Annotated in this window: 17 protein-coding genes; 9 read left to right on the top strand and 8 right to left on the bottom strand. The window is 39.3% G+C overall.

The features are described 5' to 3' along the window. Nucleotides 1-52 precede the first annotated feature (52 nt). A complete protein-coding gene (locus tag IQ247_RS17475) occupies nucleotides 53-1,249 on the top strand; it encodes a histidine kinase (RefSeq protein WP_193922193.1) in 1,197 nt (398 codons plus the stop codon). Nucleotides 1,250-1,497: 248 nt separating this feature from the next. Here IQ247_RS17475 and mutT read toward each other — a convergent pair whose 3' ends face one another. From mutT to IQ247_RS17445, 6 genes are all read right to left on the bottom strand, one after another. After that, nucleotides 1,498-1,938, bottom strand: a complete 441-nt coding sequence (gene mutT / locus IQ247_RS17470) for an 8-oxo-dGTP diphosphatase MutT (RefSeq protein ID WP_193922191.1) — start codon at nucleotides 1,936-1,938, stop codon at nucleotides 1,498-1,500. Between the two features lie 173 nt (nucleotides 1,939-2,111). After that, a complete protein-coding gene (locus IQ247_RS17465; RefSeq protein WP_193922189.1) occupies nucleotides 2,112-2,660 on the bottom strand; it encodes a GIY-YIG nuclease family protein in 549 nt (182 codons plus the stop codon). Between the two features lie 93 nt (nucleotides 2,661-2,753). Continuing rightward, nucleotides 2,754-3,080: a hypothetical protein gene (locus tag IQ247_RS17460; RefSeq protein ID WP_193922187.1), complete on the bottom strand. Its 327-nt coding sequence runs from the start codon at nucleotides 3,078-3,080 to the stop codon at nucleotides 2,754-2,756. A 222-nt stretch (nucleotides 3,081-3,302) separates the two neighbouring features. Further along, entirely contained in the window at nucleotides 3,303-3,926 is a 624-nt protein-coding gene (locus IQ247_RS17455) for a cytochrome c oxidase subunit 3 (protein WP_193922185.1), read from the bottom strand. 284 nt (nucleotides 3,927-4,210) lie between these two features. Beyond that, nucleotides 4,211-5,947: a cytochrome c oxidase subunit I gene (gene ctaD / locus IQ247_RS17450; RefSeq protein ID WP_193922182.1), complete on the bottom strand. Its 1,737-nt coding sequence runs from the start codon at nucleotides 5,945-5,947 to the stop codon at nucleotides 4,211-4,213. Between the two features lie 111 nt (nucleotides 5,948-6,058). Further along, nucleotides 6,059-7,075 carry a cytochrome c oxidase subunit II gene (locus IQ247_RS17445; protein WP_193922180.1) on the bottom strand — a complete coding sequence of 339 codons (1,017 nt, stop codon included), beginning with the start codon at nucleotides 7,073-7,075 and terminating at the stop codon, nucleotides 6,059-6,061. A gap of 380 nt (nucleotides 7,076-7,455) precedes the next feature. Between IQ247_RS17445 and IQ247_RS17440 the strand changes: the two genes are divergently transcribed. From IQ247_RS17440 to IQ247_RS17420, 5 genes are all read left to right on the top strand, one after another. Then, nucleotides 7,456-8,430 carry a COX15/CtaA family protein gene (locus IQ247_RS17440; protein WP_193922178.1) on the top strand — a complete coding sequence of 325 codons (975 nt, stop codon included), beginning with the start codon at nucleotides 7,456-7,458 and terminating at the stop codon, nucleotides 8,428-8,430. A gap of 164 nt (nucleotides 8,431-8,594) precedes the next feature. Further along, entirely contained in the window at nucleotides 8,595-9,551 is a 957-nt protein-coding gene (locus IQ247_RS17435) for a heme o synthase (protein WP_193922175.1), read from the top strand. A gap of 761 nt (nucleotides 9,552-10,312) precedes the next feature. Then, on the top strand, nucleotides 10,313-11,203 hold the full coding sequence (locus IQ247_RS17430; RefSeq protein WP_193922173.1) for an MBL fold metallo-hydrolase: 891 nt from the start codon (nucleotides 10,313-10,315) through the stop codon (nucleotides 11,201-11,203). 172 nt (nucleotides 11,204-11,375) lie between these two features. Then, on the top strand, nucleotides 11,376-11,711 hold the full coding sequence (psb28, locus tag IQ247_RS17425; protein ID WP_193922171.1) for a photosystem II reaction center protein Psb28: 336 nt from the start codon (nucleotides 11,376-11,378) through the stop codon (nucleotides 11,709-11,711). A gap of 215 nt (nucleotides 11,712-11,926) precedes the next feature. Beyond that, complete coding sequence (locus IQ247_RS17420) at nucleotides 11,927-12,436, top strand: MogA/MoaB family molybdenum cofactor biosynthesis protein (protein ID WP_193922168.1); 510 nt, start codon at nucleotides 11,927-11,929, stop codon at nucleotides 12,434-12,436. A gap of 252 nt (nucleotides 12,437-12,688) precedes the next feature. Here the strand turns inward: IQ247_RS17420 and mraY are convergent, their stop codons facing one another. After that, on the bottom strand, nucleotides 12,689-13,792 hold the full coding sequence (gene mraY / locus IQ247_RS17415; RefSeq protein ID WP_193922165.1) for a phospho-N-acetylmuramoyl-pentapeptide-transferase: 1,104 nt from the start codon (nucleotides 13,790-13,792) through the stop codon (nucleotides 12,689-12,691). A gap of 80 nt (nucleotides 13,793-13,872) precedes the next feature. Beyond that, a complete protein-coding gene (locus tag IQ247_RS17410) occupies nucleotides 13,873-14,121 on the bottom strand; it encodes a DUF3134 domain-containing protein (RefSeq protein WP_193922163.1) in 249 nt (82 codons plus the stop codon). 243 nt (nucleotides 14,122-14,364) lie between these two features. Between IQ247_RS17410 and IQ247_RS17405 the strand changes: the two genes are divergently transcribed. The 3 genes from IQ247_RS17405 to IQ247_RS17395 all read left to right on the top strand — a co-directional run. Next, nucleotides 14,365-14,946 (top strand): PAP/fibrillin family protein, encoded by a 582-nt coding sequence (locus tag IQ247_RS17405; RefSeq protein ID WP_193922161.1) that lies wholly within the window; start codon nucleotides 14,365-14,367, stop codon nucleotides 14,944-14,946. Between the two features lie 295 nt (nucleotides 14,947-15,241). Continuing rightward, nucleotides 15,242-15,616, top strand: coding sequence for a photosystem I reaction center subunit IV (locus tag IQ247_RS17400; protein ID WP_193922158.1), 375 nt, complete (start codon nucleotides 15,242-15,244; stop codon nucleotides 15,614-15,616). Nucleotides 15,617-15,619: 3 nt separating this feature from the next. Beyond that, nucleotides 15,620-15,881, top strand: a 262-nt coding sequence (locus IQ247_RS17395; RefSeq protein ID WP_322745520.1) for a DNA-formamidopyrimidine glycosylase family protein, incomplete at its 3' end; no start/stop codon positions are given.

The raw sequence follows: 15,881 nt of genomic DNA, 5'->3' as shown, positions 1-15,881 counted from the left end.
TACTTTCAGCGAAAGCGATAACGGTTTGTTACCAGTGTTGAGACAAGATTTGATGCAAGCTTCTCAGAGACAGCTGATTAATTCAGAAGCCCCCTTACAACTGTTACTATTTGTAGATGAACGCCCCAAATCCCGACTACAAGTACAGCAGATTCGCTCCTATCTCAAACAATTGCAGCTTGAATATGATTTATCCCTTCAAGTTATTGATGTTGGAGAACAACCCCATTTAGCAGAACATTTCAAGCTGGTAGCAACACCAGCATTAGTCAAGATTCATCCAGAACCCAGACAAGTATTAGCCGGTAGTAATATAGTTTCTCAACTAAAAACCTGGTGGTCGCGCTGGCAAAATAGTATAGAATCTTACTTACAATTACAGCACGAATTACAAAAAGTTCCAGAAAATGATTTTAGTGATGGGTATATTAACAAATCTCAAATACCCACTAACTCCCTAGCGATTTCTTCGGAAATCATTCAGCTTACCGACGAAGTGTTTCGTTTAAAGCAAGAAAAACAGCAACTTCAAGAACAATTGCTTTTTAAAGAACGTGTCATATCAATGCTGGCGCACGATCTCCGCAACCCCCTCACCGCAGCAATCATCGCCATAGATACTTTACAATCTAATTTCAATTGCGAAACTGGGGAATTTGAGCGATTAAAACCAACATTAACCGCTCATATACTCAATCACGCCCGCACTCAGACTAAGGTAATTGAAAAAATGATTACCGATCTTTTGCAAGTCGGACGCGGTAAAGATACAAAAATTCCCATATCCCCGACTAAAATTGCATTAGGTAATCTTTGTCTGGAAATACTTGAAGAATTAAGCGAATCCTGTAAAGCCAAATCCCTAACAATCAAAAAAGACATTCCTCAAGACTTACCATACGTTTATGCCGACGCTGAACGGATACGTCAAGTACTGATAAATCTTCTAGACAACGCGATTAAATATACACCCCCAAAAGGGACGCTGATTATTGCCGGTTTGCATCGTACCAATCAAAAAGTGCAATTTAGCATTGGTGATAGTGGCCCGGGCATTCCCCAAGAAAATCGCGATCGCATTTTTGAAAACCACTTTCGTTTAGAACGAGATCAAGCTAAAGATGGTTACGGTATTGGCTTAAATTTGTGTCAAAAAATTATCCTAGCCCATTACGGTCAAATTTGGGTAGATACCGCACCCACTGGCGGAGCATGGTTTCACTTTATACTGCCAGTTTATCCGAATTAATTAGGGAGTAGGGAGTAGGGAGTTCGATGTTCATTGCTTCGATTCGTGAGGTAATTCGTCGGGTTTTTATGATGATTACTCCCCCGAACCGCTCTAAAATTACGTATCTCCTTTTACCTCTTTCCTCTGTGCCCTCTGCGTCTCTGCGGTTTTTTTTTGGTAATCTTCTGCCGGCAAGGGAGTATCTGTTACAACCCAGATTTTTCTTAAAAACCCGACTTCTTTACTATTCGTATAATTGACGTTAATTACACTTTACCCGACTCAACCGATGACTTGATCTTTTGCTGTAAAGCCGCAATAATTTGCACATTTGCAGCCGGGAAATTAAATTCTTCCAATTGTTCTAAATTTACCCAGCGAATTTCATCGCATTCTAATGGTTGGGGAATACCTTTAATGTGGTGACATTCGTGTACGGTGAGAGTTACCCGTAAATCCGTATAATCATGGTCAATAGTAATCAGATGTTCACCGACTTCAATTTCTATTGCCAATTCTTCAGCAATTTCTCGTTTAATACATTCTTCGATAGTTTCACCTGGTTCTAATTTACCACCGGGAAACTCCCATAAACCCCCCATAGTTCCTTGTTGACGACGGCGATCGATTAAAATCTGTTTTTTATTATTCCAAATTACAGCGACACCGATAATTTTATGAGGTAGGGAAGAAATATTTGGATTCATAGTTATATGGATTTTATATATTTTACCTGGCGGTTGAAACCGCTGCTACACAAACAAAACCCGCAGTAAGGCGGGTTTAAAATTAATAGAGTCCACAGTGGACTTTGCCTGTGTAGACGCGGTAACAAAGCGACGGGTATATTGGACTTAACTAAAACCTTGACATAAACTTTCTAAGATTTCAAATCTAATAAACCTTCTTCCTTCAACTTGGGATTAAACCTCACCTGCATTTGTAAACCCCGTGCTTCTAACTGTTTTAAAATATCCGCTTCAACTCGTCGTGCGACATTTTTGATAATTTTAATTTTTGTCATTTCATCATTGACAGGATTATCATAACTAGCTTGTTCTTCGGCAGTAATTAAAGCTTTCGCATCAATAGGAGAAATCCATTTCTCTTTATTTTCTCCATTTCCCATAGGTACACTGCCATTTTCCGCAATCCAGGCTTGTTCAATTGTTTCTAAAATTGTACGGCTAGGACGTTGAATAGTTTCTACTTTTACCCAATAACAATATTGCGGTTGTCGGACTAAATGTTGTCTGAGGCTGAGAAAAACATCGCGAGAATAACCGATAAATTGCAGCGTTTTATCTTGGTCAAAAATTGCGTAAACTCCAATTTTCCCTTGATATTGTTCGGGTAAATCGCCATTTTCATCAATATAAGGAATAAATTCTAAACTATTTAAAGAAGGAATATTTATTTCTGTAGTCATTATCAGTTATCAGTTATCAGTTATCAGTTATCAGTTATCAGTTAGCAGTTAGCAGTTATCAACCAACTACTAAGCACTATCAACTAACCACCATCAATTATCAATTTTTTTATAAATTGCACATAGCCGACTTGGTTTAAAAATTTTGGCTTGAAACATAAAATTTGGGGGTACATTTAAAATTATGTATTCTTCAGATTCGTGATATTTCTCAAATTCCGCTGGCATTCCTTTAGGTGTAGCGCTACTATAAGGAACCGGCTGAAATAGTAATTCTGTAAATTCTACTTGTTCACATTTTGACTGTTGACAAACCTGTTTTAAAAAGCTTTCATTTGTTAACAGTTCAAATAAAGTTGCTTTAGCTTGTGGTTCTAAAGTGAAATTACTGTCAAAACTTTGAATAATTTTTAAAGCCATTTTTCCGATAATCTTATGTCTATAGAATTTTAGAACGGCTAAATACATTAAATAAAGTATTTGGAACGAAAAATAATAAAGCTTAACAAGATATCGCCGAATTATTCTCAGCGTACCTTTGCGTGTACCTTTGCGTACCTTTGCGTTAAAAAAATATCATTCCAAAATAAAAAACCCCCAACTTGGGGGTTAAAAATCAAATATTCAAACTACAAAAAACACTTAAAGTAAGTACAAAATTCCAAAAAGCACAATCCAAATCACATCAACAAAGTGCCAATATAATTCAGCAGCTTCGATACCGAAATGATGTTTTTCGCTGTAATGATTGGGTTTACGAGAACGCCACAATACAGCTAATATCGCTAAAACGCCAACGGTAACGTGCAATCCGTGGAAACCTGTCAATACATAAAATGCACTGGAGAACAAATTGGTTGTTAAACCGAATTCCAGATGTTTGTATTCGTAAATTTGACCGCATAAAAAGATAATTCCCATCACAGCGGTAATTGCAAACCACATTTGCATACCCCGCACGTTGTTCTTTTTGATAGCAGTATCAGCATTGTGGATTACAAAACTACTAGAAATTAGAATTATCGTGTTGATACCAGGAAGTAACAATTCTAACTCTGGTGTGCCTGCGGGAGGCCATTCAGTTAAAGTAGAACGGAAGGCAAAGTATGCACCGAACATACCCAAGAAAATCATTCCTTCAGCGATTAGAAATACAACTAATCCGAAAAGACGATGGTCTGGATGTGCTGCGTGTTGCGCTTCTACAGTCGCTGCATGATGGTGATTTTTTTCTGTTTTTGCTGGATCGATTGCTTGACTTTGCATAAATTTTTGATTGAGTAAGAATATTTTTTGGGAATCTCGCTCTGTGCCAATACGCTTGGATTGAGGTTGTAAAAGATTGAAAAATCTAGCGTTAGGTTCATTTACGATCAAAAACCCGGAGTCGGGGGATTCTCCCCCAAACCCCCTCCCGGTGAGTTGAACTTTCAGACACCTTAATGAGATTTTTGCAATAAATACTACCATCTCTCTCAATCTCTTTCCTCTGCGTCCTCTGCGCCTAGAAGGGTTTTTAAATTGAGTTGTCCGGAATAGACGAATTAACTTTACCCGGCCGCTTCAGCTGCGATCGCCGGATATGATTCGTTGTCATCACTTGGTGGTGCCGGGGATTTGGCATTACCGAAGGGGTCATCAGTATGGGATAGAGCTACAACTTGTTTGGCTCTTTGGGTTCCATATTCGTAAGGACCGACAAGTAAAAATGGGTGTGACTCGAAATTCTCAATTGCTGGTGGTGAACTGGTCATCCACTCCAACGTTAAGGAATCCCAAGGATTGTTATTGGCTTTTTTCCCAGCCCTCCAACTCCAAAGCACGTTGATGATGAAGGGTATTGTAGACACCGCCAAAATGTAGGAACCGTAGGTACAAATTTCATTGATAGCGGCAAATTTCGGGTCGTATTGAGCAATACGACGATTCATACCCATCAAACCCAACTTGTGCATCGGTAAGAAAGTCATGTTCATCCCGACGATTGTTAAAGCAAAATGAATCCTACCCAAAGTTTCATTAACCATGCGTCCGGTAATTTTGGGGAACCAGTGGTAGTAACCGGCAAAAATTCCCAAAACTGAACCACCGAATAACACATAATGCAAGTGGGCAACTACAAAATAAGTATCGTGGACATGGATATCAAAAGGTACAGCCGCCAACATTACGCCACTGATACCACCAATTACAAAAATCCCCAAAAATCCCATTGCAAAAAGCATCGCGCTATTTAAACGGATTTTTCCACCCCACATTGTCGCCAACCAACTAAATATTTTGATACCAGTAGGTACGGCGATAATCATGGTAGTAATCATGAAAAACATCCGCAACCAACCGGGAATACCGCTGGTAAACATATGGTGCGCCCAAACAATCAAACCCAAAAAACTAATTGCTAAAGAAGAATAGGCGATCGCCTTATAACCAAAAATCGGCTTACGGGAGTGAGTGGGTATTACTTCCGAAATTACCCCAAAGAAAGGCAAAATCATAATGTAAACCGCAGGGTGCGAGTAAAACCAAAACATATGCTGGTAAACTACAGGATCGCCACCACCAGAAGGGTTAAAAAATGCGGTTCCGGCAATTAAATCAAAAGAAAGTAGAATCAGTGCGCCTGCTAAAACTGGAGTTGAAATTAAAACCAGGGCTGAGGTAGCCAACATTGCCCAACAAAACAGCGGTAATTGGTAAAAACCGATGCCTGGAGCGCGCATTTTTAACAAAGTGACCAGAAAATTTATGGCACCCAAAATCGACGAGGTACCCAGCAGCAGGATACTAATAATCCAAATTGCTTCACCAACTTGTCCGGTAACTAAACTCAACGGAGGATAAGAAGTCCAACCCGCATCCGGTGCATCACCAACAATCAAACTGCTGATTAATAACACCCCAGAAGGAGGAACCATCCAAAAAGCCAGAGCATTTAGTTTTGGAAAAGCCATATCTTCAGCCCCAATCATCAAGGGAATCAGATAATTAGCAAAACCCGCACCCGCTGGCACAATCCACAGAAAAATCATGATTGTCGCGTGCAGCGTAAACAAACCATTGTAAAGTTCGGGACTTACAAAGTCTGAAGCAGGAGTTCGCAATTCCGTGCGAACCAAATCCGCCATAACACCGCCGATACAGTAAAAAATGAATGTAGTAACTAGGTACTGAATTCCAATTACCTTATGGTCGGTATTAAATGTAAAATACTCCCACCATTTCCTCTGACGATGTTGTGAAGTATCAGCCTTATGGCTGGTTTGTTCCAACTGTGTTTGTGTCATAAAAATTCTTTATTGTTTAAGAATTGTTAGTTGATAGTTGATAGTTGATGGTTGTTGGTTGATAGTTGATTGTCCACTGTCAACTGTCCACTGTCCACTGTCAACTGTTCACTACTTGTGAATTTGATGCAACATTTCTGATGAAATTCCCATTTCACTGGTGTAGGGAGCAAGAAATTCATCTGCTGATTTTTCCTGTGGGTTAATCGCAACTGCTCGATTGAATGTTTCTTTGCTAGCAACTTGCTGTTCTTTAATCCAATTATCAAATTCTTGCTGTGTTTGAACAACAACTGTAGTATTCATGGCACCGTGATAGGGACCACAAAGTTCGGCACAAATTAGTTTGTAATCACCTTCTTTTCGCGGTGTAAAACGAAGTTGTGTTTGTCTACCGGGAATTATATCTTGCTTAAGACGAAATTCTGGCACCCAGAAAGCGTGAATTACATCATTTGCAGCCATATCAAGTAAAACTTCTTGACCGATAGGAAGGTGCAATTCTCCAGAAAAAACACCACTGTCAGGATAGTTAAAAAGGAAAGCATATTGCAAACCAGTAACTTTTACGACCAAATCTGGCTCTGTGCCTTCATTTTCAGGAGTTGCACCCAAACTAGGAGCAACTACACCCATTTCCGGAGCATTTTCTTTTTGAGGCAATTGGTCGATATTTCTAACCTCTGAGGTATCGTCCAAAGTTGCTGCAATCGCTGCCCCAGGCATTGATGTGGCTTGTGGTGTCATGGGAGATTCGTGAGCGGCATGGGGGTTAAACCCGCCCATTTCGTTGTATACATCAAAGCTGTACACAGAAATACCAAAAACAATGATAGCTGGAATTGCTGTCCAGAGAATTTCTAACGGTACATTCCCATGAATCGGTTCACCATCGGTATCATCACCTTTGCGACGACGGTATCTGAAGGCACTAAAAATCAAAACTCCTTCAACGATGAGAAATATACCAACAGAAACAGTCATCATCGTATTGAACAAGCCATCTACTAAAAAGGCTTCATCTGAAGCTGCCGTAGGTAGTAGACTATGATTTTGACCGAACCAAAGACTCGTTAGTGTCAGCAAAACACCAATTAATAACGTCCAGATTGTACTTGGAATATTCACGGTTGATAATAGTTAGCGGCTTTACTAGATTATTTAGAACTACTCACATACTAAGTTAGTTCACGCTACTGGCATTGGGTGTAACAACTAAAAATCTTTATTATTTTTTATGGTAGTGGATGGTGGTTAGTTGTTAGTGGATAGTAGATGGTGGATGGTGGATGGTGGTTAGTTGTCAACTGTCAACTGTCAACTGTCAACTGATCACAACCTAAAAAATCTCTAAAGCTTTTGCTCATATCCCCATTTCCGATCCAGAGTATAACTAAAGGGCTTCTCTCCAATCTTGGAGTTTGCGCTAGTGTGGAGATGAATTGTTATTGATTCAGTTATGGAAATTTCGTAGCTCGGGTTTTCGGGCATAAGAAAAGGTAAAGTTGATGAGCCAATTTGTTTTAGAACCACAAAACCAAGTTGCAACGACGCAGCAACAACTACCAAAAGACCGAATTCGCAAGCTTGTATGGAAAATGGCGATCGCGACTTTAATTTTGATGGCGATCGGTAGCGCAACCCGCGTCATGAATGCTGGACTCGCTTGTCCGGATTGGCCGCTTTGTTATGGGGAACTTGTACCCACCAAACAAATGAATTTTCAAGTTTTCCTAGAATGGTTTCATCGATTGGATGCATCTTTGATTGGTGTTAGCGCTATAGTTCTAGTCGCAATGTCTTGGTGGAGTCGTCGTTCCCTGCCAAAATGGCTGCCTTGGGCTTGTACCTTTGCACTGTTTTTAATCGTCTTTCAGGGCATTTTGGGAGGACTCACCGTTACCCAACTTTTGCGTTTTGATATTGTTACCGCTCATTTAGGAACAGCATTGTTCTTCTTCATAACTTTGCTGGTTATCGGTACGGCACTTACACCTTACAAAGCCACAGGAACAGTTGGTAAGCTACCTGTAATATCTTTAATTGCTAGCGTTTTGGTTTATTTTCAAAGCTTATTAGGTGCCTTAGTCGGTTCCCGATGGGCATTACATCAATGTTTTACAGGGTATCAACTTTGTACTGTTATGTACACCCACATCTTTGGCTTGATACCGCCAACTGTGGCAACATTATCCTTGGTATTCATATCGCGGCGCACGCCAGCACTACATCCAGCTTTACGAAAACTGGCAAATTATGCAGGCGGGTTGTTAATTTTACAGATTATCTTAGGATTTGCTACCTATCGCTTACACCTACAAGTAGAACTTCTAACCGTTACTCATCAGTTAATTGGGGCTTCTTTACTAGGTACCTTAGTTGCTTTTACAGTTCTTTCAGTACGCGATTGGATGGATACTCGTAGTATTTCAGGCTACAAGCAAGAGTTAAATTCATCTGTTACAAGTGAACAAACAATATAAGTTAGGAGTTAAGAGTTAGGAGTTAGGAGTTAGTTGGTAATTAGTTGTCAACTGATAACTGATAACTGATAACTGATAACTGATAATTGATTTGTTCGATGCTAACAGCTTGCAAAGGCAAGAACAGCATATAAGTTGTTAAAAAATAAGGAACCATTACCAAAATGATTGAGACAAATGTCTCTCGTCACCACTCTACATTTTTACAGGTTATTCAAAGTTACTACCAGCTAACTAAACCTCGAATTATCCCTTTGTTGCTAATTACCACTGCTGGAAGTATGTGGATAGCTGCATCTGGAGAAGTAGACCCCATGCTCTTATTAGTCACTCTTACTGGTGGCACTTTAGCCGCTGCTAGCGCCCAGACAATCAACTGTATTTATGATCGCGATATCGATTACGATATGGAACGTACTCGTCATCGTCCTATCCCTTCCGGTAGAGTACAACCCCGCGATGCTTTGATTTTTGCAGTTGTTTTAGGTGTAATTTCTTTTGCACTACTAAGTATTTTTGCTAACTTACTAGCTGCTTTCTTAGCGATGTCTGGGATTGTTTTTTACCTGTTAATCTACACCCATTGGCTGAAGCGCAACAGCACTCAAAATATCGTCATTGGGGGAGCAGCAGGAGCAATTCCGGCATTAGTTGGCTGGGCTGCGGTAACAGGTACTTTAAGTCCAACTGCATGGTTAATATTTGGTATTGTCTTTCTTTGGACTCCACCACACTTTTGGTCTCTAGCTTTAATGATTAGAGATGATTACGCAAAAGTCGGGGTACCAATGTTACCAGTAGTTGCAGGTGAAGAAGCGACGGTTTGGCAAATTTGGTGGTACACCCTTATAACAGTCGCAGCAACGTTTTTACTAGTTTATCCCTTGCATTCAGTAGGAATTATCTACGCTACTATTGCCTTGTGTTTGGGAGCGGTATTTATTCGTAAAGCGTGGCAATTATTACAAAATCCTCAAGACCGTAGTTTAGCTAAAGGAATGTTTCTTTATTCCATTTCTTACATGATGTTGTTGTGTTTAGGTATGGTAATTGATAGTTTACCCATCAGCCATCGTGTTGTAAGTTTTGTTGGTGATAAATTGCATTTATTGGTTGGTTGAGAGTCGCTTGGATTTAAATTTTAGAAACCGGGTTTGTTCGCAAGCCCGGTTTTTGCATGGGGAATTCGACTTGGTTGATAAGCATCTGGGACTGCAAGTCCCAGGCTAAAAGCATAAGTCCATTAAAATGGACTGAGAATTTAGCGAAAAATGTAATATTAGTGTTGGTTTTCAATCCAAAATTTCAAATCACATTTAAAATCACAAAGATTCTTCGATTTTGCCAGTATTTGATGATATTTACTTTGCTCTTAGCAGAGCTTGGCGTTAGCCATATAGCAATCCTAAATGACTTGTGAGAAATTGATGTATAATCTGGCGGTTAAAACCGCTACTACACAAACCAAGTCCACCTGCGTGGACTCTATCAAACAACCCGCGCACCATCCAGGTTTTGTCTGTGTAGCCAAGGCAGCGCGCAGAAGGGGGGGGTCTCCCCCATGAGCGACTGCCGTGCGACTTATAGTCGCCTGGAGTGATTTAAATGTAACCTCTACTCCTAACTTTTAATCTACGTATTTTCTCGCATCTCAATTCGGATTGCTATATTAAGTAATTAATTATATTTATTTACCTTTACATGATCTATCGCACCCCACCCATAATTAATTACATAATAAAAATATCAAGAAAAATATTACTAACATAAAAATGTAATATTTTTAGTCCATTTTAATGGACTTGTGCTATCAGACTGGGACTTGCAGTCCCAGGTGGCTAAGAACGAAGTCAAACAATTATTAATTATAAAGAAGTTTAAAATGGCTACTTTAAATTTGCGTCGGGCTGAAAATGTTAATGGCGATTTTTACGTGGATACTACTTGTATTGATTGCGATACTTGTCGCTGGATGGCTCCTAATGTATTTACTCGAAAAGCAGGAATGTCAGCAGTACACCACCAACCGAATCAAGAGGAAAGATTAGCCGCGCTACAGGCTTTATTATCTTGTCCTACGGCTTCTATTGGTACTGTTGATAAACCTCAAGATATCAAAACTGCTCAGTCAAGTTTTCCGATTTTGGTAGAAGAAAATGTTTATCATTGTGGCTACCATTCAGAAAAATCTTATGGTGCTAGTAGCTATTTTATTCAATTACCTGAAGGCAATATATTAGTTGATTCTCCTCGATTTACACCACCTTTAGTAAAACGTTTGGAAAAAATGGGGGGAATTCGCTATATCTATTTGACTCACCGGGATGATGTTGCTGATCATCAAAAATTTGCCGAGCATTTTGGTTGCGAGCAGCCGCACGGCTGCGCCGAACGCATTCTCCACGAATTAGAAATTAATTCTAGTACCCGCGATGTTGAAATTCACTTAAGCGGTAAAGAACCTTTCAATTTAACTTCGGAATTATTAGTTATTCCTGTTCCCGGACATACCGAAGGACATACCGTTTTACTCTATAAAAACAAATTTTTGTTCACCGGCGACCATCTTGCATGGTCAGATACATTAAAACAACTCGTAGCGTTCCGAAATTTCTGCTGGTATTCTTGGGATGAGTTAAAGAAATCAATGCCAAAATTAACTAATTACTCTTTTGAATGGGTTTTACCCGGTCATGGTCGTAGATATCATGCGGATAGAGAAACCATGCAACAACAGTTAAAAAAATGTATTGATTGGATGGAAACAGTTTAAGAGCGTAAATATGCAGTTTCATGCTTTCGATCAAACAAAAATATTTAAAACTTCCCAAGTTCTTGCTTCATCAGTGATTGCAAGCATTTTTTTCAGTTTAATATTACACCTTGGTTCTAAATGATGAGATAATCATTGTTTAACCATTACAAAATTTTAGACTATACGCATCATGGCAACAATACAATTTTCAAGAGGTGTCAACGAAGAAGTTATTCCAGAAGTGCGTTTAACACGTTCGCGTAGTGGAGATAGCGGTACTGCAACGTTTATTTTTACAAATCCGAAAGTTTTAGATGAAGGAAGCACGGATGAAATTACTGGAATGTACATGGTTGACGAAGAAGGAGAAATCGTTACCCGTGAAGTTAAAGGTAAATTTATCAACGGTAAAGCAGAAGCTTTAGAAGCAATTTACTTAATGAAATCTGCTGAGGAATGGGAGCGTTTTATGCGGTTTATGGAACGCTATGCTCAAAAAAATGACCTGGGATTAGAAAAATCGTAAATAGATAGTCATTAGTCATTGGTTGTTAGTTCTTAGGTTATTGAAAAACAATAAATAACTGATAAAATTGTACCAATGACTAATAATTTAAATAAGAAAGTCAACATTAAAAATTTTTTTAATCGTCATGATGTAAAGGTTTTTGTCACTATTCACTACTCCCTACTCACTTACAAATCAGAGGAAACAGGCAATAATAACAAGCAATATTAATAATGTCACATTCACCTCACCCAGATTCAAATTATAATCATCAAATTGTTAATTGTGCAGTCGTTACCGTCAGTGATACTCGTACTATCGAAACCGATAAAAGCGGCACAACAATTCAGCAATTACTCACAAATAATAATCACAAAGTAGCCGATTACAAAATTATTAAAGACGAACCAACACAGATTCAAGAATATTTAGAATTATTAAGTGAAAATAAACAGTTAAATGCTGTAATTTTCAATGGTGGTACTGGTATTGCACCCAGAGATACCACTTACGATGCAATCGAAAAGTTACTTGACAAAACCTTACCTGGCTTTGGTGAAATATTTCGCTATTTGAGCTACCAAGAAATAGGTTCCAGAGCAATCGCTTCTCGTGCTATTGCTGGAATTTATCAACAGAAATTAATATTTTCTCTTCCCGGTTCTAGCAATGCTGTAGAATTAGCGATGAAAAAGTTGATAATACCCGAATTAATTCATTTAGTTGGGCAGATTAAAAGTTAGGAGTTTGGAGTTTGGAGTTTGGAGTTAGTACCACCGGAGTTAAGTAAATCGCGACAGAAAAACCGAACTATATAAATTTATGTAAAGGCTCGTAGTTGCGCTTGAGCGCTCATATCTAGAGCGCTCAAGCGCAACTACGAACCTTTATTTATTTGTGCCTACCTACTTAATTGAAAAACAATCCTCACTATACGCAAGGATTGTTCAAATTAATTTTTCAAATTAAACTTATTCAATTGTATTCAAAAAATCCTACATTTTAGTAATTACAAAAGTTACAACAGCTAGTATTGCAGCGATAATGTAAAATACAGCAACTACTTGCAATTCAGACCAACCAGACAGTTCTAGATGGTGGTGTAAAGGTGCCATTTTGAACAATCGTTTACCTTTACCATCTGGTCCTTTTGTAGCTTTGTAATAACTTACCTGTGCCATTACTGAAAGCGTTTCTACAAAGAATATACCGCTCAGGATAAACAGCGCGACCAAAGTATTAGACAACAGTGCAACTGCTGCCATTCCTCCACCTAACGCTAAAGAACCTGTATCACCCATAAACACCCGTGCTGGGTTGCGGTTGTGAGCTAAAAATCCCACACAAGCACCGCTAAAAGATGCACAAAAAACCATCAATTCCGGTGAAGTCGGTGAAACAATCGCACCCAATACTAACAGTGCGATCGCAGCAGTACCAGCCGCTAAACCATCAACACCGTCAGTTAAATTTGTGGCATTACTTTCTGCCACCATTACGAAGCCAGATAAAGGCAAAAATAACAACCACCCTAAAGGCAAGGAAAAGCCCAAAGGAAAAGCAATACTCGTAATTGTCAAAGGCTGACTAATCAATAGCCACCCACAAAAAACGACTGCGAAACCAACTTGTAAAGCCAGCTTCATTTTAGGTGAAATGCCTTTATTCGATTTACGACGAAGAATTTGCCAATCGTCAATCCAACCCACAAACCCATAACTTAATGTCAAAGCTGACACCGCAAGAGTTTTGGGAGCAAAACCGGATAAGACACAAGCAACTGCGATCGCAACGGGAACAAAGAATATTCCTCCCATTGTAGGGGTACCGGCTTTCTTTAAATGGGCTTGGGGGCCATCCTCACGAATAACTTGACCAGCCTTAAGCCCTTGCAGCCAAGGAACAGCCCAAAAGCCCAATCCAGCAGCAATCAAAGCCGATATTAATAATGGTAGGGTTAAAGAGGTTCCTTGCCAGGGAGAGCGAGAAGCAACTCCATCTAAAACTAGTGCTGTTGTACCTAGTCCTATACTTAACAAAGAAACCAAACGGATACCACTCAGGTTCAAACCTTGGTTTGGAGATAATTTAGCGTCCACGGAAATTTCCCTTCACTCCACACTAATTAAAAATCACACACACTCAGCACGTTATTTGTGCTAATTTCCGTCCTCACGAGCTACTCTTCATCTGGAATTACATCGTCGTCATCGTCATCGTCATCGAACTCGTAATCCCCGACACCTTCCTCAATACCCATCAAGGAATTTATGTCTTGTTCTTGCTCTTTCACTTGCGGTTCTACTGGATCGCGGGATATTAAACGTCCATTTGCTTGTAACCAGTCCAATAGGGACGGTTCTTGTTTTAATGGAATTACAGATGCTCTCCGGCTACGGGGAACTTCATATAAAGGAGAATTTAACATAGAGACGATAATAAAAAGAGTAAAGAACTAACTTGACATTAAGAGTCTATCACTTGATATAGGAGATTTTAGTTATTCATTCAACTATGTTGTTGAGAAACCAGGCTAAAAAACTCCTTCTTTAAGATTGCTTCAGGTTGTAGCTACATATTCCTTACATTTAGTTTTTGTATGGAGCTATACACATAGTAAGCATCTTTAATCTGGTTTGAATTTGTAAACCTAAATGAGGTTATAGCACGCATGAGGAAAACTGCTTTATTAGAAGTAATCGCAGGAAAAAATCTTGGTATTAATGCGAGCGACACAGATAAACAAGCTATTTTATCGGCGATCGCCTATTTAGAAGATTTAAACCCTACACCGAACCCTCTAGAAGCTAGCGAATTGTTAGACGGTAACTGGCGATTACTATATACCTCTAGTTCAGAGTTATTAAATATTAACCGCATACCGCTAGCCAATCTAAATAAAATTTATCAGTGTATTCGAGTAAAAACAAATAGCATTTATAACATTGCTGAAATAAATGGTCTACCATTTCTTGAAGGCTTAGTTTGCGCCGTTGCAAAATTTGAAACAGTTTCCCGGAGTCGAGTTCAAGTAAAATTTGAACGTTCAATAATTGGTTTACAACGTTTACTAAACTACAAATATCCAGGAAGTTTTATCGAAGCCATTGAATCGGGAAAGAAATTTTTTCCAATTGATTTTCCGATTACAAGTAACGAACAGCAGGGATGGTTAGACATTACTTACCTAGATCGCGATCTGCGTATCGGCAGAGGAAACAAGGGAAGTGTTTTTGTATTGACCAAATCATGAAATATTTATGAAATATTTATTCATGACTACTCGCGAAAAGTTACTTCATAAATGCTACTTTGTCAAGGGGGTGAGACACTGCATTCGGGAATTGGTAATTGGTAATTGGTGATGGGTAATTGGTAATTGGTGATGGGAACCATCAACAACCATCTACCAACAACCAACAACAAACTTAAATATTTTCTAGACAAATAACTTAACAAACCCTCTTGCGGAGACCTTCAAGTTGTAAAGTGAAATCAATCAGCCCTGCATGAAAAGCAGTCTTACAATTAAAGAGGGATATTCTATTATGGTTCAACGTGGTTCTAAAGTACGTGTTCTCCGCCGGGAATCCTACTGGTATCAAGATGTAGGAACCGTGGCTACTGTTGATAAAAGCGGCATTATATATCCAGTAATTGTCCGCTTCGATAAGGTTAACTACGCTGGTATCAACACTAATAACTTTGCAGAAGATGAGTTAGTTGAAATTGGAACACCCACAGCTAAGGACAAAAAATCCACACCTACAGCTTCTGGTGGCAAGCAAACACCGATAGAACCAGGTATCCGTGCAACTGGACAAGGTACCCAACCTACTGGTAAGACAACCGCTCAGCCAGAATCTGCGGAAGCTAACGTTCAGAAAGAAGGTACTCCAAATCAAGGAACCGAATCACGTTAGGTTGTGCCAGAATTACCAGAAGTTGAAACAGTACGACGGGGTTTAAATCAATTAACCCTGAAACGCAAAATTACGGGAGGTGATGTGTTGCTCGATCGCACTATTGCCTACCCGTTTTCTGCTGAGGAATTTCTCAATGGTATTAAAGAAAGCGAGATACTCTGTTGGCATCGTCGCGGCAAATATCTGATTGCAGAACTTACTTCCATCTTAGAAGAGGACAAGGACACAAGGGGACAAGGGGACAAGCTAAAAAAGTCTCCCC

The organism is Plectonema cf. radiosum LEGE 06105 (genome assembly GCF_015207665.1).
Classification (GTDB): Bacteria; Cyanobacteriota; Cyanobacteriia; order Cyanobacteriales; family Nostocaceae; genus Rivularia; species Rivularia radiosa_A.
The sequence above is the reverse complement of the archived record's forward strand: the minus strand, read 5'-3'. Positions and strand labels throughout refer to the sequence as shown.

Excerpts from the sequence above, each read along its gene's own strand:
- IQ247_RS17440 (WP_193922178.1), top strand. The coding sequence starts at position 7,456 with ATGAGCCAATTTGTTTTAGAACCACAAAACCAAGTTGCAACGACGCAG.
- IQ247_RS17405 (WP_193922161.1), top strand. The coding sequence starts at position 14,365 with ATGAGGAAAACTGCTTTATTAGAAGTAATCGCAGGAAAAAATCTTGGT.
- IQ247_RS17455 (WP_193922185.1), bottom strand. The coding sequence starts at position 3,926 with ATGCAAAGTCAAGCAATCGATCCAGCAAAAACAGAAAAAAATCACCAT.
- IQ247_RS17475 (WP_193922193.1), top strand. The coding sequence starts at position 53 with ATGCAAGCTTCTCAGAGACAGCTGATTAATTCAGAAGCCCCCTTACAA.
- IQ247_RS17465 (WP_193922189.1), bottom strand. The coding sequence starts at position 2,660 with ATGACTACAGAAATAAATATTCCTTCTTTAAATAGTTTAGAATTTATT.
- IQ247_RS17410 (WP_193922163.1), bottom strand. The coding sequence starts at position 14,121 with ATGTTAAATTCTCCTTTATATGAAGTTCCCCGTAGCCGGAGAGCATCT.
- mutT (WP_193922191.1), bottom strand. The coding sequence starts at position 1,938 with ATGAATCCAAATATTTCTTCCCTACCTCATAAAATTATCGGTGTCGCT.
- psb28 (WP_193922171.1), top strand. The coding sequence starts at position 11,376 with ATGGCAACAATACAATTTTCAAGAGGTGTCAACGAAGAAGTTATTCCA.
- ctaD (WP_193922182.1), bottom strand. The coding sequence starts at position 5,947 with ATGACACAAACACAGTTGGAACAAACCAGCCATAAGGCTGATACTTCA.
- IQ247_RS17400 (WP_193922158.1), top strand. The coding sequence starts at position 15,242 with ATGGTTCAACGTGGTTCTAAAGTACGTGTTCTCCGCCGGGAATCCTAC.
- IQ247_RS17430 (WP_193922173.1), top strand. The coding sequence starts at position 10,313 with ATGGCTACTTTAAATTTGCGTCGGGCTGAAAATGTTAATGGCGATTTT.
- IQ247_RS17435 (WP_193922175.1), top strand. The coding sequence starts at position 8,595 with ATGATTGAGACAAATGTCTCTCGTCACCACTCTACATTTTTACAGGTT.
- IQ247_RS17460 (WP_193922187.1), bottom strand. The coding sequence starts at position 3,080 with ATGGCTTTAAAAATTATTCAAAGTTTTGACAGTAATTTCACTTTAGAA.
- IQ247_RS17420 (WP_193922168.1), top strand. The coding sequence starts at position 11,927 with ATGTCACATTCACCTCACCCAGATTCAAATTATAATCATCAAATTGTT.